Origin of the sequence: Veillonella seminalis (assembly GCF_003992065.1) — a bacterium.
Taxonomy (GTDB): domain Bacteria; phylum Bacillota; class Negativicutes; order Veillonellales; family Veillonellaceae; genus Veillonella_A; species Veillonella_A seminalis.
Genome location: NZ_RQUZ01000001.1, coordinates 74,172 through 96,083, shown reverse-complemented (window position 1 = coordinate 96,083; position 21,912 = coordinate 74,172). Strand labels below are relative to the sequence as shown.

General features: G+C 44.7%; 15 protein-coding genes. All 15 read right to left on the bottom strand.

What is annotated here, in order from left to right; genetic code table 11:
* Window positions 1-6: 6 nt before the first annotated feature.
* The 15 genes from ilvN to EO126_RS00340 all read right to left on the bottom strand — a co-directional run bounded on the left by ilvN (window position 7) and on the right by EO126_RS00340 (window position 21,840).
* On the bottom strand, window positions 7-495 hold the full coding sequence (gene ilvN, locus EO126_RS00405) for an acetolactate synthase small subunit (RefSeq protein ID WP_127006923.1): 489 nt from the start codon (window positions 493-495) through the stop codon (window positions 7-9).
* Complete coding sequence (ilvB, locus tag EO126_RS00400; protein WP_127006921.1) at window positions 485-2,248, bottom strand: biosynthetic-type acetolactate synthase large subunit; 1,764 nt, start codon at window positions 2,246-2,248, stop codon at window positions 485-487. The genes ilvN and ilvB overlap by 11 nt, the downstream gene beginning before the upstream one ends.
* Window positions 2,249-2,561: 313 nt before the next feature.
* Entirely contained in the window at window positions 2,562-4,220 is a 1,659-nt protein-coding gene (ilvD, locus tag EO126_RS00395) for a dihydroxy-acid dehydratase (RefSeq protein ID WP_127006919.1), read from the bottom strand.
* A 223-nt stretch (window positions 4,221-4,443) separates the two neighbouring features.
* On the bottom strand, window positions 4,444-4,596 hold the full coding sequence (locus EO126_RS10675; RefSeq protein ID WP_006555347.1) for a hypothetical protein: 153 nt from the start codon (window positions 4,594-4,596) through the stop codon (window positions 4,444-4,446).
* A 300-nt stretch (window positions 4,597-4,896) separates the two neighbouring features.
* A complete protein-coding gene (locus tag EO126_RS00390; protein WP_127006918.1) occupies window positions 4,897-6,312 on the bottom strand; it encodes an amino acid permease in 1,416 nt (471 codons plus the stop codon).
* Window positions 6,313-6,582: 270 nt separating this feature from the next.
* On the bottom strand, window positions 6,583-7,944 hold the full coding sequence (gene brnQ, locus EO126_RS00385) for a branched-chain amino acid transport system II carrier protein (protein ID WP_127006917.1): 1,362 nt from the start codon (window positions 7,942-7,944) through the stop codon (window positions 6,583-6,585).
* 285 nt (window positions 7,945-8,229) lie between these two features.
* On the bottom strand, window positions 8,230-10,239 hold the full coding sequence (locus EO126_RS00380; protein WP_127006915.1) for a molybdopterin-containing oxidoreductase family protein: 2,010 nt from the start codon (window positions 10,237-10,239) through the stop codon (window positions 8,230-8,232).
* A gap of 401 nt (window positions 10,240-10,640) precedes the next feature.
* A complete protein-coding gene (locus EO126_RS00375; RefSeq protein ID WP_374111559.1) occupies window positions 10,641-11,780 on the bottom strand; it encodes an Ldh family oxidoreductase in 1,140 nt (379 codons plus the stop codon).
* Between the two features lie 542 nt (window positions 11,781-12,322).
* A complete protein-coding gene (locus EO126_RS00370; RefSeq protein WP_127006913.1) occupies window positions 12,323-13,477 on the bottom strand; it encodes a M48 family metalloprotease in 1,155 nt (384 codons plus the stop codon).
* Window positions 13,478-13,488: 11 nt separating this feature from the next.
* Window positions 13,489-14,835, bottom strand: a complete 1,347-nt coding sequence (dnaB, locus tag EO126_RS00365; RefSeq protein ID WP_006555341.1) for a replicative DNA helicase — start codon at window positions 14,833-14,835, stop codon at window positions 13,489-13,491.
* A gap of 1 nt (window position 14,836) precedes the next feature.
* Window positions 14,837-15,283 (bottom strand): 50S ribosomal protein L9, encoded by a 447-nt coding sequence (rplI, locus tag EO126_RS00360; RefSeq protein WP_006555340.1) that lies wholly within the window; start codon window positions 15,281-15,283, stop codon window positions 14,837-14,839.
* Complete coding sequence (locus EO126_RS00355) at window positions 15,280-17,295, bottom strand: DHH family phosphoesterase (protein WP_127006911.1); 2,016 nt, start codon at window positions 17,293-17,295, stop codon at window positions 15,280-15,282. The genes rplI and EO126_RS00355 overlap by 4 nt, the downstream gene beginning before the upstream one ends.
* Before the next feature lie 24 nt (window positions 17,296-17,319).
* Window positions 17,320-18,276, bottom strand: a complete 957-nt coding sequence (locus tag EO126_RS00350) for a YybS family protein (RefSeq protein ID WP_127006909.1) — start codon at window positions 18,274-18,276, stop codon at window positions 17,320-17,322.
* Window positions 18,277-18,424: 148 nt separating this feature from the next.
* Window positions 18,425-20,572, bottom strand: a complete 2,148-nt coding sequence (locus tag EO126_RS00345) for a ribonuclease J (RefSeq protein ID WP_127006907.1) — start codon at window positions 20,570-20,572, stop codon at window positions 18,425-18,427.
* A 539-nt stretch (window positions 20,573-21,111) separates the two neighbouring features.
* On the bottom strand, window positions 21,112-21,840 hold the full coding sequence (locus EO126_RS00340; protein WP_127006905.1) for a uracil-DNA glycosylase: 729 nt from the start codon (window positions 21,838-21,840) through the stop codon (window positions 21,112-21,114).
* Window positions 21,841-21,912: the final 72 nt, after the last annotated feature.

Below are 21,912 nucleotides of genomic sequence, written 5' to 3'. Positions count from 1 at the left end.
TATTGCTTATAATCGTTCGCCCCGGCTCATTGCCGTCACGCCCGTTTTAACCATTTCAAGCACCCCGTAGGGCTTCATAATATCGATAAAACCGCGTAGTTTTTCTTCGTCCCCCGTAAGCTCAATAATGAGCGAGGTCGGCGCCACATCGAGTATATTGCCGCGATATATATTGGCAATTTGTACGATTTGGAAACGGGTTGAATCATCGGCCTTCACCTTGATGAGCATCAACTCACACCGTACCACATCGGTTTTCGGGAATATTTTAACTTTAACTACGTCGATAATTTTGTAAATCTGTTTTTGAATCTGATCTAATGTATCCGGATCGGCATCCACCGTGAGTGTCATACGGGCATAACCGGCTTGAACCGTTATGCCGGATGTCATCTTTTTCACGGAATAGCCGCGCCGATTAAAAAGGGCCAGCACACGTGCACCGATACCGGATGTATTTTTGGTTATCACCAAGATTTGATGTTCATTCGACATCGTCAGCCACCCCTTCCTTACCGCGCATATCCGCCACGGTCATGCCGGCCGGAATCATAGGATACACATTTTCTTCGCGAGCTACTACGCATTCGATGAGCATGCCTTCATTCGCATCAAGCGACGCTTTCAGCTTTGCTTTTAAATCTGTTTCGCCTTCGATTTTCACACTGCGCACGCCATAGGCCGCTGCCAATGTTTGAAAATCCGGATTACAGGATAAGTCTACATAGGAATAACGCTTATCGTTAAAAAGCTCTTGCCACTGCCGCACCATCCCCAAATAGGAATTGTTGAGGAGGGCGATTTTGACCGGCAACTTATACTGCTTGATGAGCATTAATTCGTGAGCTGTCATTTGAAAACCGCCATCGCCCACAACCAATACGACTTTGCGTTCGGGCATTCCCACTTGAGCACCGATAGCCGCCGGCAAACCAAAGCCCATCGTACCGGCTCCACCGGAAGTAACAATGCTATTCGGTGTACTGTAAGTAAAATACTGAGCGGCCCACATTTGATGTTGACCTACGTCAGTAACAATAATGGCATCGCCTTTGAGTAAATCGTTGAGCTCTGCCAATACTTGTTGCGGCGGTAACGTGCCGTCCGGTTGCTTGTTGTATCTCAGTGCATACTCTTCTTTCCAAGCACCTACCTGCGCCAGCCATGCTTCATGCGATGTTTTCAAGGCCTCTTTAGCCCCATCTTTAGAAGCATTTGCACTTAAGCCCAATTCTTTATTAAGTGACTGCAACACCTGTTTCACATCGCCTACAATCGGCACATCCACCTTGCGGTTTTTCTCAATTTCCGCAGGGTCGATATCGATGTGAATGATGGTGGCATTTTTGCAAAACGCATCCGGATTTCCGGCAATACGGTCATCGAAGCGAATACCGGCCGCCAATACCACATCCGCTTCATCGGTAGCAAAGTTCGCAGCCGCCGTACCGTGCATCCCCAGCATACCGAGGAAGAGTTCGTGCTCTCCCGGGAAAGATCCCAAGCCCAGCAATGTATTCGTCACCGGAATCCGCATCTTTTCAGCCAGTTCCAAAAGCTCCGCGGAAGCCCGACTTTTCAAAACACCGGCACCGGCAATGATAAGCGGACGTTTTGCAGTTTTAAGAACTTTGGCCGCTTTTTTGACTTGCTTCGAATGACCTTTGTAATTGGGTTCATAACCTTCGAGCTCAAACGGTTCCTCATAGAGTCGGTCAAATTCTTTACGCGTTATTTCCGTCAGCTGTACATCTTTCGGAATATCCACAAGTACCGGTCCCGGTCGCCCCGTCGTGGCGATGTAATAGGCTTCGCGTAGGATACGGGGTAAATCGCGCACAGACTTAACAAGGTAATTGTTCTTAGTAATCGGCATCGTAATACCCACGATATCGGACTCTTGGAAGGCGTCCTTACCGAGGAGCGCACAACCGACCTGCCCCGTAATTGCCAACACCGGCACGGAATCCATATGGGCCGTCATAAGGCCTGTCACCAAATTCGTGGCCCCCGGTCCCGATGTAGCCAAGCAAACACCGCATTTACCTGTCGCTCTGGCATAACCGTCCGCTTCATGAGCAGCCCCTTGTTCATGCCTTGCAAAGTAATGATTCAACTTCGGGTACTTATAAATCTCATCGTAAATCGGAATAACGGCACCGCCGGGATACCCGAAGAAATCGGTAACTCCCAAGCGATGTAACGTTTCCAATACGATGTGCGCCCCGTTTATCATGGCGTCCCCCATTCGCTCACTTCCTCTCTCTATTTTCTCAAACAGTTCTCTCATTTTTGCTATCAAGGTTTCTCACGCCTTGTAAAAATGTTCTCTCTCGTTTTTTTCTCTCTATCAAGGCTTCCCAGACCTTGTAAAAAATGTTCTCTCTCGGTTTTTTCTCTCTATCAAGGCTTCTCAAACCTTTTTTAATGTTCTCTCTTCGTTTATTCTCTAACTCCGGTACCGATCCACAAGGTCTCTCACCTCTTGTCGACCAGCCGGCAATTTTGTAAAACTCTACTTAATAACTTGCTGCCTCAGTAGCTTCCCACGACCACCGTGCTTAATATTTTTCTATGGCGCCTTCAGCCGTCGATGATACGAAGGTTGCATATTTCTTCAAATATCCGGTAGCTCCGGAGTCATGCGGTTTAAGCTGTGCTCGACGCTTAGCCATTTCGGCTTCGCTCAAGCGAACCGATAAGCTGCGGTTTGGAATGTCGATGTCAATCACATCGCCTTCCTGCACCAGTGCCAACGGTCCACCGGCCGCCGCTTCCGGTGAAATGTGTCCGATGGAAGCGCCTCGCGTAGCTCCCGAAAAACGACCATCCGTGATGAGAGCCACATCCTTACCGAACCCCATGCCGGTAATCGTGGATGTTGGTGTAAGCATTTCCGGCATCCCCGGTCCGCCTTTCGGACCGGCATAGCGGATAACCACCACATCGCCCTTCTTAATTTGATTTCCCGTAATAGCCTCGCAGGCAGCTTCTTCAGAATCAAACACTCTGGCCGGACCGCTGTGAACCAGCATTTCCGGATCAACGGCCCCCGCTTTGACAACTGAACCGTCCGGAGCCAAATTACCTTTTAAAACGGCAATACCGCCGGTTTCATATACCGGATTCGACCATGGATGCACCACATCTTCATCGAGCACCTTGGCTACCTTGGCGAGTTCTCCTTGCGTAACCAATGTTACCGATTTAGCCTCTTCATGTAACTTCCCGGCTTCCTGCAAGCGATGAAGCACGGCAGGAATACCACCGGCTGCATACAAATCTTCAATGAAATAGGAACCGGACGGCGATAGTTTAGCAAGCTGCGGTGTGTTTTCGGCAACGCGATTAAAATCATCCAAGCTGAGCGGTACGCCTGCTTCGTGGGCTACAGCCGGCAAATGCAAAGCCGTATTCGTCGATCCGCCCAAGACCATGTCGACGGCTACAGCGTTTTCAAAAGCGCCCTTGGTGAGTACATCGCGCGGTCTTAAATCTGCTTTAAGCACTTCCATCACTTGAAGCCCCGCTCGTTTTGCTAAGCGGAGTCGTTCGGAATATACGGCCGGGATTGTACCGTTACCCGGTAGCGCCATACCAAGTGCTTCCGTTAAACAGTTCATGGTGTTCGCCGTATACATACCGGAACAGGAGCCGCAAGTCGGACACGCCGCATCTTCAAGCTGTGCGAGCTCTTCTTCTGTCATTAGCCCCGCTTCAACTTTACCGACCGCTTCGAACACATCGCTGAGGCCTATCCGTTTACCTTGATGTTTACCGGCCAGCATCGCCCCACCGCTGACGAATACGCTTGGGAGATTCAATCTGGCCGCCGCCATCAACATGCCCGGTACGATTTTGTCGCAATTCGGAATGAATACCAAACCGTCAAACGGTGTAGCCATCGCCGTAGCTTCAATGGAATCCGCTACAATTTGCCGTGTCACCAACGAGTACTTCATGCCGATGTGGTTCATGGCTGTGCCGTCGCAAATCCCGATTGTGTTGAACTCCATGGGAATTCCGCCGGCTTCGCGAATGCCGTCTTTTACGGCCTGCACCAAATTGAGCAGATGCATGTGCCCCGGAATAATCTCATTGAACGAATTGGCAATGCCAATGACCGGTTTACCGATTTCTTCGTTCACAAATCCCAAAGCCTTCAGCAATGAACGATGCGGTGCTCTCGCCACACCTTTTGAAAAATTATCACTTCGCATGTTTCTCGCTCCTTTTCCCAACCAAATCTCAGTTTTCGGTAATTAATTAAAAATGATGATGTCAATTTGTAATTGCCGTTAAATTGTCAATCTTCGATGATTGTAATAAAAAAAGACGATTCCGAAGAATCGTCTTAAAAATATCCAACTAAATGTTCTCTTTGTCTCTCACAAATATACGAAATACGGTATACGGTATACGGTTTACGGCCCAAGCTCTTTATTAGCTTGCCAACCCTTTCAGCAAGGGGAGCTCAGGGCCATGATTTGTGGAAACTTTTAAGACGACGTCTGTTAAGTTTTGTTCACGGCTAATGACGATAATAATGTCAATAATAATGAGCAAGCTAATAATAATCACGACAAAACCTAACATGATGCGTCCTCCTTTCCACAGTATTTCTCAGTGCCACGCACTTAATTAAAATCGATATCTGAAAATCTCTCCGATACATGTCCATTGACTCCGTATTGTTGTACATTATAATAGCACTACATTTTTTTAATTGCAAGCACTAATTTTCAATTTTTTAAAAATTTACAGACAAACATCCATATCTAATACACAATGCAAAAATGCGCCATGAGCATAAATCCTCACAGCGCACCTTCAAATCCTCTATTTTATTGTATCAATCAGTCCGATGCCAAACGCATTTACCTTTACGGCTAAAGATTACACAGCACCTTCAGCTACTTCCTCACCGGCATGACGGCTTTTTGCCAACACGCTGTGTTTACGGCTGTACCCCATATAAATTAAGAAGCCGAGGATACTCCAGCCGACGAAAAGCTGAATTGTATGAGCCGACAATTGTGAAAACACCAAACCGCAGAAAATAATAGCGAGCGGTGCTACCACATACACAGCCGGACAGCGGAAATCGCGTTTCATATCCGGATATACACGGCGCAGTACCATGATACCGAGGGCGGAGCACATGAAGGCAAACAAGGTACCGGCGGAACACATTTCGGCTACGATATGAATCGGTGTGAAACCCGCAATCAGTGACACCACCACACCAACAATCATGGTGATAATATGCGGCGTGTGGAATTTTTTATGAATGCGACACAAGCTTCGCGGAATCAAACCGTCACGGCTCATGGCATAGAACGCACGTGTCTGCGCGTAAATCATAACCAGAAGTACTGTAGATAAACCGCAAAGAGCACCGGTACCGACGATAGCCGAGCCGGCTCGCATGCCCACATATTCCAGCACATAGGACGCCGGCGCCGCCGTATCGAGTTGTTGATACGGTACCACGCCGGTCATAACAACACTGACCGCAATATATAAAACGGTGCAGATAACGAGTGAGGCTATTATGCCCACCGGCATATCCACCTTTGGATTCTTTGTTTCTTCCGCCGCCGTAGCGATGGAGTCAACCCCGAGATAAGCGAAGAATAAAATCCCCGTACCGGCTGCTACCCCTTGCCAACCATATGGTAAAAACGGATCCCAATTAATCGGATCCACATGAGGGGCTGCCAAGAACAGGAACAAGAAAATAGTGCCGACCTTAATTAAAACCAGCACACGGTTAACTTTCGCACTTTCGCGAATACCGAGTACTAAAAGAGCTGTGGCAAACAACACGACCAACATAGCCGGCAAATTCACGATACCGCCTTCGTACGGCACCGCCGTCAGAGCTTTCGGCAAATCGATACCGGCCGCATGTAGGATGCCTACCAAATACGCCGACCAACCGCCGGCTACCGCACTGGCTCCGACTGAATATTCCAGCACCAGTCCCCAGCCGACCCACCAGCCGAAGAACTCACCCAGTGACGCATAGGTATAGGTATAGGCACTACCCGAAACAGGTAACATAGCTACCAATTCCGCGTAGGCCAAACATACAAAGGCACAGGTAATAGCAGCCAAAACGAACGATAACATAAGACCCGGCCCCGCATAATTAGCGGCTCCGATACCGGTAAGCACAAAAATGCCGGTCCCGATAATAACACCCAATCCCAATAAGGTTACATCCAAAGCACTTAATGCTTTGGTTAGTTTTTTCTCCGCCGCCGCTGCTGTCAAATCAGCCAACGGCTTCCTACGCAACGAAATCACAAATATCCTCCTATACTACTTACGCTACTTGCCCGATGTCAGCACATTGCATCCTACTTTAAAAGGCTAAAACCTTCCTTCATGCAATTTTGACACAGGCTTTACCTGTTTATTATACACTATTTACAAGGATAACAAAAACCTTTCGGCATGCCGTTCTTCTTAACCGATAAGCCGGCAATAAAAACAAAAAAGGCAGTTCCCGCAGGAACTGCCTTTCACTATGTGATTATTACGAATCTGTTAAGACCCACTATCAATCGCTAACACTTATGCAGTTTTTTCTTCGCCATTTACTTCAGGTTTAGATACCAAAGCTTTATGAACGAAACCAATAATGAAACCGACTACAGTGAAGCTGATCCAACCCATACCTTGCGCATGAAACGGTACATACGTAGCGAACCATTCACCGAAAGCACCAAGACTGACACCGGCAGTTTCAGCACCGCTGACAAAAGCAGCTACACAAGTTAAACCGATTGTCCAAGCATATACACACTGACGACCTTGGAATGTATTATTCAAGAATGCCAAAGCAATGATGGCAATCGTCAACGGATACAAGAACATTAATACCGGAATAGCGGCAACGATGATTGTTTTCAAACCATACAAACCGATCAAGAACGATACAACGGTAAATATTACGACATAGGATTTGTAACCGATTGCCGGGAATACACGTTGGAAGTATTTAGCACAAGATGTGATCAAACCGATACTGGTTGTCAAACAAGCCAATAGTACGATAACGGCCAAAATTAAAGCACCGATATCACCGAAAAGATATTTGGCACTTTCAGCCAAAACCGGTGCGCCTGTTTCTAAAAGGCCAAGTTGCTGTACACTGGTAGCCCCCAAATTTGCTACGAAAACGTATACAAAACCAAGACATGCAACGGCGATGATGCCCGCTTTGAAAGTAGCACTTGTTACTTCTTCTTTAGTTTTGGCACCGGATAATTTTACAAAGTCGATTACAAGAATAGCAAATACCAAGGAAGCCAAGGCGTCCATTGTGTTATAACCGTCGAGGATACCTTGAACTACGGCCACACCGGCTGTGCTGTACGCTTTGGTAGCGCCCATGTAAGCACCCATTGGTGTAACCAAGGATTTAACAATCAAAGCACAGATACTGAGTAACAGTAATGGTGTCAACACTTTACCGATACGGTCTACCAATTTGGCAGGGTTGATGGACAACCAAAGCGATAATGCGAAGAACACTACTAAGAAAATCATCTGTGACATGTCAGTACCGCCGTTTGCTAAGAACGGACGAATAGCAATTTCATAGGATACGGTACCGGTACGCGGAATAGCGAAGGCCGGTCCGATGGTTAAATATAATAATACCGTGAAGAAAAAGCCATATGCCGGATGAACTCGACCGGCCAATGCCTGCAAATCTTTGGCGCCGGAATAGCCCATTGCCATAACACCGAGGAGCGGTAAACCTACGCCTGTCACAATGAAGCCCAAGACAGCCCACCACACGTTAACCCCGGCCTGTTGTCCCAATGATGCCGGGAAGATCAGATTGCCCGCACCAAAGAATAATGCGAACAACATCAAGCCTATAGCTATATAAGCCCGATTACTTAATTTTACATTTTCTGTATTCATAGTCCCCATCCTCTCTCAATTAAAATAGGTTTGCCATAGATTATACAACGTTTTTATATATTGTACAAATATATTCTTAAAATTTATCCTCATTTATCTATTACTTTTTCGCATAAATTTATATCAAACATAATATGTCTATCAAAAAATCTAACCAATAAATTCCTGTGAATGCCCATTTTAATTGAATATTCTTTGTAATTGTCGTTTTTTCATAAAGATGACAATTCTCATTAACATTTTACTATCTCATCATTTTATTTTGTAAATGGAGACATTTGTATCCTATAGCGGTGTAATATCCACTTTTACGTCATAAAAAGTGCTGCCTTCCGCATAATCAGTGAGTCTTGATGAGGTTAATGCATTAATGCTGTGCTTCGGATCCGAAGAATAGCGTTGCCACCATACACCATAGGAAACCACTGTTTTCGGGCTAATACCGTCATCGATATGAACCGGCATTTGCAAACTGCCCTGCTCGTTGTAAAGTTTTACCATATCACCGGGCTTAACACCGATAGAGGCCGCATCAGCCGGATTAAGCCACGCACCCATGAGTGTTTTATTTTTATCAAAAATCCGTTCATTAAACGATGAATCGAGAATGCGAAGATCCGGTGCATTAATGAGTGAAAACTCGCCGTGAGCCACCGTATCACTGTGTGGTGCCGTAAAGACAGGCAAAGGTTCCGCAAGTTCCGGATTCAAGATTTCAATCTTACGGGAGCGTGTTTTGAAATTCATTTTATAATTTTCAGGCACCGGCATTTCCACCGGTTCACCGCTGAATAATTTCGTTTTTAGTTCGTCCGGTACATTCGGCGACTGATCCAACAAATCATGAATTAAATCCAAGGCCGTTTTGTCAAAAAACGGATCTGTAATGCCCATGGCTTTGGCAAGCAAACGAATCGTATCCCAATTTGATTTACTTTCACCAACCGGTTCAATCGCTTTGTAGCCGATACCGCTCGTATAATGACCGTACGAATTATAAATATCATCCGCTTCAACCGATGACGTAGCCGGCAACACAATATCCGCGTATTTGGCGGTATCTGTCATAAATCGTTCGTGTACCACCGTGAATAAATCTTCCCGAGCCAAGCCGCGACGCACTAAGTTCTGATCCGGTGCCGTAATGGCCGGATTCGATGAATACACATAGAGGCAGCGAATCGGTTCTTCCGATTTTGTAAGAACTTCGCCCAGCTTCACCATTGGAAAGGTTGGTACCACCTTACCGGCGTGAACATCCCAAGACATGATTTTATCGTTCACATAAAAACTGCCCTTCGCATCACTTAAAAGGCCGCCGCCCAATTTTTTATAGGCACCGACAACAGCCGGCAAACAAGTAATAGCCCTTACCGTAGCAGCACCGTTGCCATAACGTGAAAGGCCGCTGCCCAAGCGGATAAACGGAGCTTTCGCCATGCCGTATGCACGGGCCAATTTTTCAATCTGTTCAGCCGGCACACCCGTAATGGCCGATACTTTTTCGGGCGTATATTGCGGTAATATTTCCTTGGTTAATTCATCAAAACCAACAACATAATTGTCGATAAATTGACGATTCACCAAATTATCTCGTTCTAAAATATGAAGTATGCCCAATGCCAACGCACCGTCTGTTCCCGGCTTGGTAATAATGACTTCGTCGGCTTGCGTACAAGTAGTGGTATTATAAATGTCGACAACCCAAACCTTGGCACCGCGAGCTTTAGCGGCATTTACATCATACATGATGTGGATATCCGTGGCCAAGGCATTAAGGCTCCACAAAATTACAAAATCGCTGTGGCTCATTTCTTGCGGACGTGTACCGAATGTATCACCCATAACCATTTGCCAACCATAGGTTTTAGCCGGTGAACATATCCCCCGATTATGTCGCACCGCACCCAAACGGGCAAAGAGCGGAAAAGCGGCCGCCTTTTGAATAAGCCCCATCGTCCCCGCATACGAATACGGCATGATGCTGTGACCACCGTATTTTTCAATACTTTCTTTAAAACGCTGTGCAATTGTTTTCACCGCTTCGTCCCAGCTGATAGGCACGAACTCGCCGCTCCCCTTAGGGCCGACGCGTTTCAAAGGTGTTTGTAAACGTTCCGGTGAATGGATGGTATCTTCATAATGAACCATTTTCGGACATAAAGTTCCCCGTGTAAACGCATGTTTCGGATTGCCGTTAACTTTTAAAACTTTATTGTTTTCGACTGTCAAAACAAGCCCACACGCATCGGGGCAATCAAACGGACATACGCCGTTGATTTCTTGTTTACTCATACAAATCTCTCCTTCTTCCAATATTTGCCTCAACTTCACAATAACCAAATAGATTATAATCATGTAGAGTTATTAATTAAACCTGTTCACTTTATTATTGTAAACTCAATTCAAATCCTTGGTTGTTGCATATATCACTTGCAACAGCCCATAACACGATCTGCCATGATGTGGTTAAAAACTATTTTATTATTGTATTCATTTTAGGCTTTCTTTTCAAGTAGCAAACAAAACAGCCCGCACTGATTAGAGTGCGGGCTGCTGTATTCTTGCTGCTTAATAGGCTATGCCCTTCCTATTAAACTGCACAATGTCAAACATTGCGCTATATGTGCTAGGTGCATTATTACTAAGAGTCTGAGAGTTGGTGGCTCGTATTAACAGGGGCCGGTGGCCGTCTATTAATAGTTGCCTGTGAACATATCGCCTGCTACAGGTGGTTTGTAATCGCCGAAGTATTTGCTGAAGTCAAGGCCTAAGTATTCGCAAAGTTCATAAACTTCAGTCATAGTTTTGTCGATTACAGGGATACCGTTTTCTTCACGGTCTTTAACTGCTTCTACTTCTTTTTCACCATGAGTGTAGATGCGTGGTTCGCCTTCAGCTTTAGGAGCTTCACGAAGTTCAGTTAAGAAAGTGGAGAAATGTTTTTTAATAGCGTCAGCATCGCCGAAGAATGCAGGGTTGATTGCCATGAAGCCGTGGCAGATATTGGATTTGCCGTCTTTCATGCAATGGTTGGAAGTACCGCCCATGGAAAGGATAGCTGCGAATAATTCAACAACCATACCATTACCATAACCTTTGTGGGAACCTAATTGTTCAGTGTTACCACCGAGTGGCATGATACCGCCGCCTACATGAGCGGAGATGTTTTTCAATACGTCGGCTGCATCAGTAGATGGGTTACCATCTTTATTCAATGCCCAGCCATCAGGTAACTGTTTACCCAATTTGTTGTACATTTCCAATTTACCGCGAGTTACTACTGTAGTAGAAGCGTCAAAGAAGAAATTGTAAGGTTCAGCAGGAGCTGCCCAAGCTTGAGGGTTAGAACCTAACATAGCTTTACGAGCGTATGTAGGAACCATGATAGCTTCAGAGTTTGTGCAGGAGAAGCCGATTAAGCCTTCTTCTACAGCCATGTTAGCGTAGTAACCGGCAATACCGTAGTGGTTGGAGTTACGTACGGAAACGATACCTACACCGGATTCTTTAGCTTTTTTAATAGCTAATTCCATTGCATAGTGGCCGTTTAATTGACCCATGCCGTCATGACCGTCGATAACTGCGGATACAGGAGTTTCGAAAACAACTTCAGGTTGAGCATCAACTTTGATTGTACCTTTTTCGATACCTTTGTGGTAACGAACAAGACGTTGCATACCATGGCTCTGAATACCATACATATCGGACATCAACAATACGTCACGAATAATTTTAGAATCTTTTTCAGAGAAACCAAATTTCATGAAAGCATCCAATAAAAGTTGGTCAAGTTGTTCATACTTAAATTTTACTACGTTTCCCATTTGTCTAATCCTCTTTTCCGAAAACATATACCTGAAACAAGCTCTTCAAGAAATCCTTAATCCTAATTACTGACGTTTTTTGGTCCCCTTCTCAAATCGCTTATTCCCTTTTAAAGACAAGTTCATTATAGCACAGGGTTTTTGATTGTTGAATACTCCAAAGCCTTAAAAACGTCCAAAATCCATTACTTAATCTGCATAGATAAGGCATTTTTGACGAATAATTGACGGTATAGGAGGCCATAACTGCTAGTTATCACTAGTCTTATCCATGAATGCGTTTTACTAATAGGAACGATGAATTTTTTAAAATTTTACGCTATTTTTTCCATAATTTTTCTGTTTTATTACTATATTTGTCTACTCTAAAACGTATAAATCAAACATTTTTCATATTTCAGGTCGAAATTGCACCCCTTATTTTATGGCATTTCTCATAATATTTTTAGTATTTTTCAGCCTGATTTTAGTTTTTTTTTGCATTTTATTGTATAAAAACACGCCTGCCAAACTATGTTTGACAGGCGTGCCGGTTACAACTTTTATTAATATTATTTAGTTTTATTTTCTTTATCAACTTTAGCTTTGCTGTCGACTTTATTCTTCTTATCGTCAGCTTTTACTTTCTTACTGCTCTTAGAATCAATCGCCGTCGCTAAAGCTTGTTCCATTTCAGCCGCTTTTTCAGACGAACTCAATGTGACCAAGGACGAACCGTTCATCCAGACCTGATTTTCTTGGACCGTTGGTGTATTGACGTTATTGTCATGATAATAACGTGCCAATTTGCCCGCTACCAAATACGCACGCATAGCGCCCGTATATTGACCTATCGGTTCCCCGGTATACACCGGCTTCTTATTTACATATACTACATCATCGGTAACACTCACATGCTTACCGGAGAATTCTTCCAAACGCTTTAAATGATCCAAAATACGCTGACTCATCTTAGGATGATTATTCGGATTCACAATCTGACCCAAACCATCCGTATACAAATCACCGTACTTATCGCGCAAGACAGCCATGGCTACAGCGGCGGCACCTACGTTATAACCGGCATCCGCCAAGAGTTTAAAGCCCCATTCATCGGCATTTTTTTCCTGCGTTACACTGAAAACCTGCTGATTTACATAGTTACCGGCCACATTGCCGAGGAGTACACTAAGACCGCCTGAATTAGCGGTAGCTGCACCGACCGCAGTCTGCAAAGCCACGCTTTTGCGAAGGCCGCGAATAGCATCCTTATTTTCTCCATGACCGATTTCATGACCTACTACGGACGCAATGGCTGCATCATCCATCATATCCATAAGCCCTTTATTGATAGACATAACACGACCAAGACTCATAGCCGCATTAGCATCTTCTTCCGGCGTTACATACACAACATAGGTACGTTTTACATCCGGGGTATCAGTCAAGCTTTCAAAAATTCGCTTAGCTCGATCCTGATAAGAATAATTATCATAGTACCCGGTACTTTTCTGACGTTCTTGAAGCATTTGCTGTTGACCTTCAGCCGTATCATCCATACGTGATAACTCTGAATTAACCTCCACCATAGCCAACGTACCGCCCAATAATATATCAACTACACCGGCTGCATCAGCTCTAAAGCCTTGCGTTCCGGTAAGGCCGGTACCGCCTGCCAACGTTACCCCAATAGCCATTGCCAATACAGTTCGTCCCCAGCGTTTCATACAGTTCCTCCCTACATCTCGTCGGTACGCATAGTGATATCGCGGAATCGTGTATATTCCCCTTGGAATAACAAGTTAACCGTGCCTAATGCGCCGTTACGATGTTTACGAATGATAACTTCCGTTACGTCTTCTTGATTTTCATCTTTACTGTAGTACTTATCACGATATAAAAAGACTACAATATCCGCGTCCTGTTCCAATGACCCCGATTCACGCAAGTCACTAAGCACCGGTCGTTTGTCGGTACGCGATTCAACACCGCGACTGAGCTGTGACAAAGCAATCAAAGGTACATCCATCTCACGGGCTATTAATTTAAGATTTCGCGAAATCTCGGAAATCTCCTGCTGACGATTATCACTATTTCCGCCATTGCGACCCGTCATGAGCTGCACATAATCGACAATAATAAGATCCAGACCCTGTTCCACCTTCAACCGTCGCAGTTTCGAACGCATCATTTGAACAGTAAGTCCCGGTGTATCATCAATAAATAACTTAGATTCACCTAATTCTTCCACTTTACTAATTAATTTTGGCCAATCATCCGGTAACAAGCGCCCGGTTTTCAAGCGTTCGGAAGGAATGCCCGTAGCCGAAGACAATATACGACCAACTAACTGAGCAGCCGACATTTCCAGAGAGAAAAATGCAACTGATCCTTTCCCTTTGATGGCCACATTATAAGCTAAATTCAAAGTGAAAGCCGTTTTCCCCATAGCCGGACGAGCGGCTATCAATATTAAATCTGATCGCTGTAACCCGTTGGTTATTTCGTCCAAATCTTTAAAACCCGTAGAAATCCCGATTAAACTGTCACCGTACTTTTGCAATTCCCCGATATATTTCACTTTCTCAACCAGTGCATCACCAAGGCTGACAAAGGCTTTTTCTCCTTTAACCGCACCGGTCACATTCAAAATGCTGCTTTCCGCATCATTCAAAATATCCGGCACGGTTTTAGTCCCTTCATAGCTTTCGCCCACAATGCGGTTACCCGTATCAATAAGGCGACGCAAGGTCGCCTTCTCATACACAATCCGAGCATGATCTTCCACATTAAAAGCCGCCATGGAATCATTAGTGAGTTCGGCAATATAATTAATGCCGCCTACTTCATCCAGCTTTTTCATGCGCGTCAGCTCTTCGGTTAAAAGTACCATATCAACGCGGCGATTACCGCGACGCACTATATTTTCAATAGCTTCATATATAATCCGATGAGCATCGCGATAAAAGTCATTGCGATTTACGATATTACTGACAGAATCATATATATCATTCTCAGTCAACAAAGCACCGAGGACGGCTTTCTCCGCTTCAATACTATGAGGCGGAATGCGCGCTTCCGCCATATTATGCCTCCACTAATTCAACTTTAATGGTAGTAGTAATTTCAGGGTGCACGCGAATCAATACATCATGAACACCCAACGTTTTGAGTGGTTCTTTAAGTTCAATTTTCTTTTTATCAACAGCTACGTCAAATTGAGATGCCAACGCATCAGAAATATCTTTACCGGTAACAGAGCCGAATACACGACCGGCATCACCCATTTTTACCGGAATGCGCACTTCAACTTTTGCCAATTGGCTGGCTAAGATCTTAGCTTCATCAGCATTTACCTGTTTTTTATGAGCAGCCGAAGCTTGTTGCTGTTTGGCATTATTCAAGTTAGCCGGCGTACCTTCTAAAGCCTGACCTTTTTTAATCAATACATTGCGACCGTAACCTTCACTAACCTCAATGATTTCACCTTTTTTACCTAGTTTTTTTACATCTTCCAACAAAATTACTTTCATTCTGTTTTCTCCTCCTTCTTCATGGTGCCCACTTGTGCTTTAGCCGCTTTTTTAACAGCTTCCACAGCTTCTTCCATGGTTATATCGTAAAGTTGAGCGCCGGCTACAGTGCGATGACCGCCGCCGCCCAAGGCTTCCATAACAAGTTGAATATTCATAGCCCCTTGTGAGCGGGCACTGACACCGATACCTCCATCGAGCAGATTATAAAGCACATAACTGGCCTCAATGCCTTCGATGGTAATAAGTTTGTCCGCCGTCTGAGCCGATACGATGGCTGCATTCTGTATGCCTTCCGGACAAATAGTGATAGCCATACCGTCAAAACGTTCCGCATCAGCCAACATTTGGGCACGTAGTTTAATACTGTCAAAACTTTCCATAAACAAATGGCGTACAATGGATAAATCCGCCCCGGAACGGCGCAAGAAAGAGGCCGCATCAAAGGTACGGGATCCGGTTTGTACCACAAAGTTCTTCGTATCTACTACGATACCGGCATATAAAGCACTCGCTTCCACCACATTGAGTGAAATCGGGTCTACGAAATACTGAATTAATTCCGTTACGAGCTCACTGGTTGAGGACGAAGCCGGTTCTAAATATGTTAAGAGCGGCTTTTCAATAAAGTCCGATGCCCGACGGTGATGATCGATAACGACACGACGTTTTGCCTTTTGCAACGCTTTAGGTGCCGCCACCATATCCGGTCTGTGAACATCCACTACGAATACGAGAGTCGTATCGGTTACAAAATCTTCAGCCGCTTGCGGCGTTATTAATAAACTTTCAAAACCCGGTTCAGTCGGGAATAAATCGGATAATTTCTTAATAGCCACCGTCTGATCGCTAACCGCTACATGCACCGATTTACCTGCTGCTCTGGCCATGGCCGCAACACCGATGGCGCCGCCTATACTGTCATAATCTTCACGTTCATGACCCATTACAATGACATTATCCGCATCATCCATCAATTCCTTAATGGCCTGCGCTACCACACGGGCACGTACACGCGTATTTTTTTCAGCGCCCTGTGTCTTACCGCCATAGAATTTCAATTCTTCGCCGATATAAACAGTGGCCTGGTCACCACCACGGCCGAGTGCCAACTCAAGACCGGAACGGGCACGTTCCGATTGTTCTTTAATTGTAGCTGCCCCGGCAGCAATACCGATACTGATGGTAGCCGGAATACGACGACTGGTCGGAATATTATGAACCTTCGCCAATAACGGGAAGTTTTGTTCAATCATATTCATCAAAGCTTTTTTAGAAATGCAGAAAATATACGAATCATCTGCATAGTTACGAACAAAGCCGTCATAACGGTCGATTTCTTCCACCACGGCATTATTGATTTCCGCCCAAAGGTTAGTGTACTCAACGTCACTGAGACCCTTCGTCACATCTTCGATGTTATCCATCATGAGAAATCCGAATACAGGTGCCATCGATTCCGCTTCATGACGCAATTGTTCCGATTCGGTCACATCATCAAAGTAAAATGCCATGTACGATTCTACTTCCGCATCAGACGCGCTCTTATAATCCGTGCCATCGATAAACTTATAGATAACACGATAGTATTTATTTTCAATTTTTTCATTAAAATAGCCGGATTTGCCCCAAATTTTATCCAGACGGAGACTCGGAATAAAGCCGTTAAGGCGCTGTGTTTTATCCGGGTCTTGTGGCATCCAGTCACGGAATACGCTGTTGTACCAACAAACGCGGGCTTTACTGTCAATAATAACGATGGCGGTCGGCAAATTCTGCAAAGCAAAATTTGATGCCTGCGTAATCCCTTTGGCAATCGTATTAAACTGTTCATAACGTTGCTGACGCTGCTTACAAAGCGCTCGACTGCTGTATAGATAGGCTACTATAACAAACAATAAGCCAAAAAGCGCCATCTGCCAGTTAAGCCAGGCAATCACTAATAGTAAAACGATGATAACAAAGATGGCGGTTTTCTCAAAGGCTCCGAAAAAGCCTTCATTCCCATTCATAAGATCGCTCCCTACATTTTCTCTTTACTCTTCGTCGATTCGTTTGGACAAACGACGACGCAAATTTAAAATCAAATCTAAAATGCCAATCCACAAAATAGCAAATTGCATTATTAAAGTAATAAATATTAAAACCAAGCGGATACCGCTTGAAAGTCCGTAACTTTTAAAAACGGTCCATAAACAACCGATCCCTTGCAGAACCAACATATACGAACCGAGGGCGTACATATTATACGCTACAATACTCAACGGCTCCGATTGAAGCTCATTGCCCCAATAGGTTAACAACACACCCAAAGCAAACATGTAAAGTGTCCACTGCGGTACATGCCAGGCTTCCATCGGTGGCAAAGTAACACCTTCACCGCCGGTACGGCGCATAATCATATTGGCTACTACACAAATAAAGTAACTGATAACTACAGATGACATAAACAGTGCCGCCAAAAGTACATACGCCATTTGTTTAAGCATATTCTGTATGCTCGTCATCATAGCTGTCACTTGCTCATCCATGAGACCCTGTTCACGATAAGCAGCTTCCATTACAGTCAATGTTTCCTGCTGAAAATTCTGCCACATTGTAACAATATCCATCTGCATTACGTACTGAGCTACCAAGAGCTGTATGCCGATGGTAATCATCATCGTAACGGCCGGCAATACCAAGAGGCGACTCGTCGACCAACGATGTATATAACCGTAGGCTAAAACAATACCCGGAATACCGGATGTCATGACCTGCATAAGTGCACCTAACGGCGACAATACAACCGACATAACCAATCCCATGGTGACAGTCGCTAAAATACTCCATCGCCCCCCATGACGGGCCCCCAATACTACAAGTACGGCGGGCATCAAGATGGAAGCAAGGAACCCCATAAACGGTACCGTTACTCCAACAAAGGTAAAAACCATAATAAGAGCCGTCAAAAAACCTGTTTCCACTACGGCTCGCGTATCTGTATATTTCATAAATTACTCCTGACAAAATAGACGTATGACCGAGGTCATACGCCTATTATAACATTTTGTATTGTTTTTGAATATCATTAACCCCAAAATCGCAAGTTATGACCCTTATAATCGTTAATCAGGATGTGCAAATAATCATAAACAACGATTATACATCTTGAATAATCGGCAAAATCATCGGACGACGACGAGTTTTTTCATATAAGAACTTGCCTAAAGTATCGCGTACTTGGGATTTAATGGTTGCCCAATCTTTCATTTGGCTGGCTTCACATTTCTCAATCACTTGTTCAATACGTTTTTGTGCTTCGTTCATGAGATCTTCCGCATCGCGTACATATACGAAACCGCGAGATACAATATCAGGACCGGCCACAATCTGACCGCTCGCACGATCCATAGCCATAACTACGATAACCATGCCTTCCTGAGCCAATTGCTGACGATCGCGAATTACGATATTGCCTACGTCACCGACGCCGAGGCCATCAACAAATACCTTGCCGGCCGTTACATGAGCGCCTTTACGCCCCGTACGGCTGGTGAATTCGAAAATCTGACCGTTATCGCCAACAAGCACGTGATTTGGTTTAACAATGCCCATGGATACAGCGAGTTCACCGTGTTTTTTCAACATACGGTACTCACCGTGTACCGGAATGAAGAATTTAGGGCGAACCAAGTTGAGCATGGTTTTCAAGTCTTCCTGGCTACCGTGACCGGATACGTGAATGCCGCGATCTCGACCATAGATTACATCGGCACCGAGGCGCAATAAATTATCAATCGTACGACCTACCGCCGCTTCATTCCCCGGAATCGGAGTTGCGGAGATAATAATTGTATCATTCGGTGTAATTTCGATTGTGCGATGATTGTTGGTTGCCATGCGGGATAAGCCGGCCATAGGTTCCCCCTGGCTGCCTGTCGTCAAAATCATGATTTGATCATCACGGTAACGACCCATTTCATCCACATCAATTAAGGTTCCTTCCGGAACATTCAAGTACCCGCGTTCCTGCGCGATTTCCGTTACATTAACCATACTGCGGCCAAGTACAATAACTTTGCGTTTAAACGCAACCGCTGCATCAACGGCCTGCTGTAAACGGGATACGTTGGATGCGAAGGTAGCCAATACAACACGACCGCGAGCTTCGCCGACCGCCCGTAATAAAGCAGGTCCTACCGTACTTTCAGATGGTGTGAAACCAGGTTTTTCCACATTCGTGGAGTCCGACATCAAGGCTAATACGCCTTTGTTGCCAAGTTCGGCAAATTTATGAACATCCATCAATTTACCGTCAACCGGTGTCTGGTCTACCTTAAAGTCACCGGTGTGAACAACGGTACCAACCGGGGTTTCAAAATAAACGGCACAAGCATCAGGAATAGAGTGGTTAGTTTGAATGAAACCGACTTTAAAAGAGCCGACGCGAATTTCATCGCCTGCTTTTACAACATTCAACTTAACGCCGCCCACTTTATTTTCTTTCAATTTGCCTTCAATCAAACCACAAACCAAGTTAGTGGCATATACAGGCACATTGATTTCTTTTAAAAGATAAGCCAAAGAACCGATATGGTCTTCGTGACCGTGAGTGATAACTACAGCACGTACTTTATCTTTGTTTTCAATCAAATAGCTCATGTCCGGAATGACAATGTCAACGCCCGGCATATCGTTTTCAGGGAAGGCGAGGCCTGCATCCAATACGATAATGTCATCGCCATATTGGAATACGGTCATGTTCTTACCGATTTCACCAAGACCGCCCAACGGAATAATCATAAGCTTATCTTTTTTGCTCGAATGATGTTGATTTTCGTTCTGTACATCGCCATTGCCATGAGAAACGTGACGACCGTTACCGGCGCGCTCATTATTGCCTGCAGCTGCATTACGGGACGTATTGCGGTTTGAATTACCGCGGTTATTCGTGCGATTATTGCTGCGCTGCGTTTTAGCCGTACCTTCAGCAGAATTAGCTGTATTGGCATTATTTGTATTTCTGCGGCGCGATGCAACTTGTTTAGTGCCTTCACCGGCAGCGACTGTTGTACGACGAGTACCCGTGCGACGTTGTTCATTATTCGTATTACGATTATTGGTCGTACGACGCGTTGTACGGCGTGGTGCACCTTCACCGCTTGCAGTTTGACGATTGTCAGTGCCGGTTGTTTCCGCAGGAGTTGCTTCTTTTGCTACTGAAGCATCCTTTGTTTCTGCCGTTTTAGGCGCATTGGCATTTTGATTACCTTGACCTGTCAATTGATTCAATAATTCTTTTAACATATATGTTTTACTCCTCCTAAATCTTACATGTTCTAAATTTATATACCTTAATCATGTACGTCCGCCCCCAGCTTATACCATTACCTGTCGGATGTACCTTAAAAGATTCACTCGTTCATTATTAACTTGTCATCCCATAAACTTATTAATATAACATAAGCCTATTAATGTAACACAAACATATGGATGTAACATAAGCGTATTGATGCAACACAAAAGCAAGGACCGTTCTGTATAAGACACGCCTCTTTATTTGCATGCTGCTTTTGTAAAGTTAAAGGGTTAAATGTTAAAACAGCGTAGCACTATAAAATAAGTTGCCTACCTGAAAAAAGAGCCTGACTATGACTCTTTGTACATTCTATTTAACCAAAGCCGAACAAATATCTTATGAATAGTATAACATAAGAAGAATAAAACGAAAAGAACCCCCGATAAATTAATCGAAGGTTCTCTATATATAATACTTTTTTGTTCTATGTCTTTTAATTATATCATTACGTCGAGCACTTACCACCGACTACATTAATCTAATAGTTTTATCCGGTCACAACAGCCTTGAACTGTTCACGATATTGTTTAGCACCGCCATTGGCCGGATGTCGTAACGCATGAGCCGTAATTCCCTGACGTGCCAAAATATCCGCCGACTTACGTCCCACGGCACAGATAATTTGCTCACGCCCGCTTTTCACAGTTTTAAATTCTTCATTTAATGCCAAAAGTTCTTTGGCAAACTGACCACCTGCCACAAGCTCTGCCTCGGAGGGTGTCCGGTTCGTCAACGGCTCATTCGCCACATGCGGATGGAAAGGAAAAATATTCCACAAAACAGCTTCATAAGTCGAAATATCATTTTCCAATAACGCTGACCAAACGACTGTATCGGTCGGTTCGTTGAAGCCTTCAATCCGCTGCTTATTGTTAAGTCCCAGCGGACTATCAGCCCGACTTGTCCGCTTGGCTGAACCATCCGGCAAAATCATGTCAGGCTTTACTTCACTATGAAATCCCAGAAGCATGCGCTCACAAGTAATGGCAATTCCCGAAAAACGCCCGCCTTGGTAACCCATAGCTTCCGCTATAATAACATACGAACTTTGGCCTAAACGAGTTTCTAAATACTTCGCCAACTGCTCACGGCGCCACTTCGGAGCCTCTTTTGACACATCCAGTTGCGGATCGAAATCACGCCACGGATTAAAGACGGTAGGGGACCCTTCATAAGCCGCCAAATGCTCGATAAATTGATTAATTTTAGTTTTCATACGACCTCCACGCGCCAACCGGTCAATAACGTAATCCCCCATATCTCATGAGATATGGGGGAGCAACCGAAA

Excerpts from the sequence above, each read along its gene's own strand:
- ilvN (WP_127006923.1), bottom strand. The coding sequence starts at position 495 with ATGTCGAATGAACATCAAATCTTGGTGATAACCAAAAATACATCCGGT.
- ilvB (WP_127006921.1), bottom strand. The coding sequence starts at position 2,248 with ATGGGGGACGCCATGATAAACGGGGCGCACATCGTATTGGAAACGTTA.
- ilvD (WP_127006919.1), bottom strand. The coding sequence starts at position 4,220 with ATGCGAAGTGATAATTTTTCAAAAGGTGTGGCGAGAGCACCGCATCGT.
- EO126_RS10675 (WP_006555347.1), bottom strand. The coding sequence starts at position 4,596 with ATGTTAGGTTTTGTCGTGATTATTATTAGCTTGCTCATTATTATTGAC.
- brnQ (WP_127006917.1), bottom strand. The coding sequence starts at position 7,944 with ATGAATACAGAAAATGTAAAATTAAGTAATCGGGCTTATATAGCTATA.
- EO126_RS00380 (WP_127006915.1), bottom strand. The coding sequence starts at position 10,239 with ATGAGTAAACAAGAAATCAACGGCGTATGTCCGTTTGATTGCCCCGAT.
- EO126_RS00370 (WP_127006913.1), bottom strand. The coding sequence starts at position 13,477 with ATGAAACGCTGGGGACGAACTGTATTGGCAATGGCTATTGGGGTAACG.
- dnaB (WP_006555341.1), bottom strand. The coding sequence starts at position 14,835 with ATGGCGGAAGCGCGCATTCCGCCTCATAGTATTGAAGCGGAGAAAGCC.
- rplI (WP_006555340.1), bottom strand. The coding sequence starts at position 15,283 with ATGAAAGTAATTTTGTTGGAAGATGTAAAAAAACTAGGTAAAAAAGGT.
- EO126_RS00355 (WP_127006911.1), bottom strand. The coding sequence starts at position 17,295 with ATGAATGGGAATGAAGGCTTTTTCGGAGCCTTTGAGAAAACCGCCATC.
- EO126_RS00350 (WP_127006909.1), bottom strand. The coding sequence starts at position 18,276 with ATGAAATATACAGATACGCGAGCCGTAGTGGAAACAGGTTTTTTGACG.
- EO126_RS00345 (WP_127006907.1), bottom strand. The coding sequence starts at position 20,572 with ATGTTAAAAGAATTATTGAATCAATTGACAGGTCAAGGTAATCAAAAT.
- EO126_RS00340 (WP_127006905.1), bottom strand. The coding sequence starts at position 21,840 with ATGAAAACTAAAATTAATCAATTTATCGAGCATTTGGCGGCTTATGAA.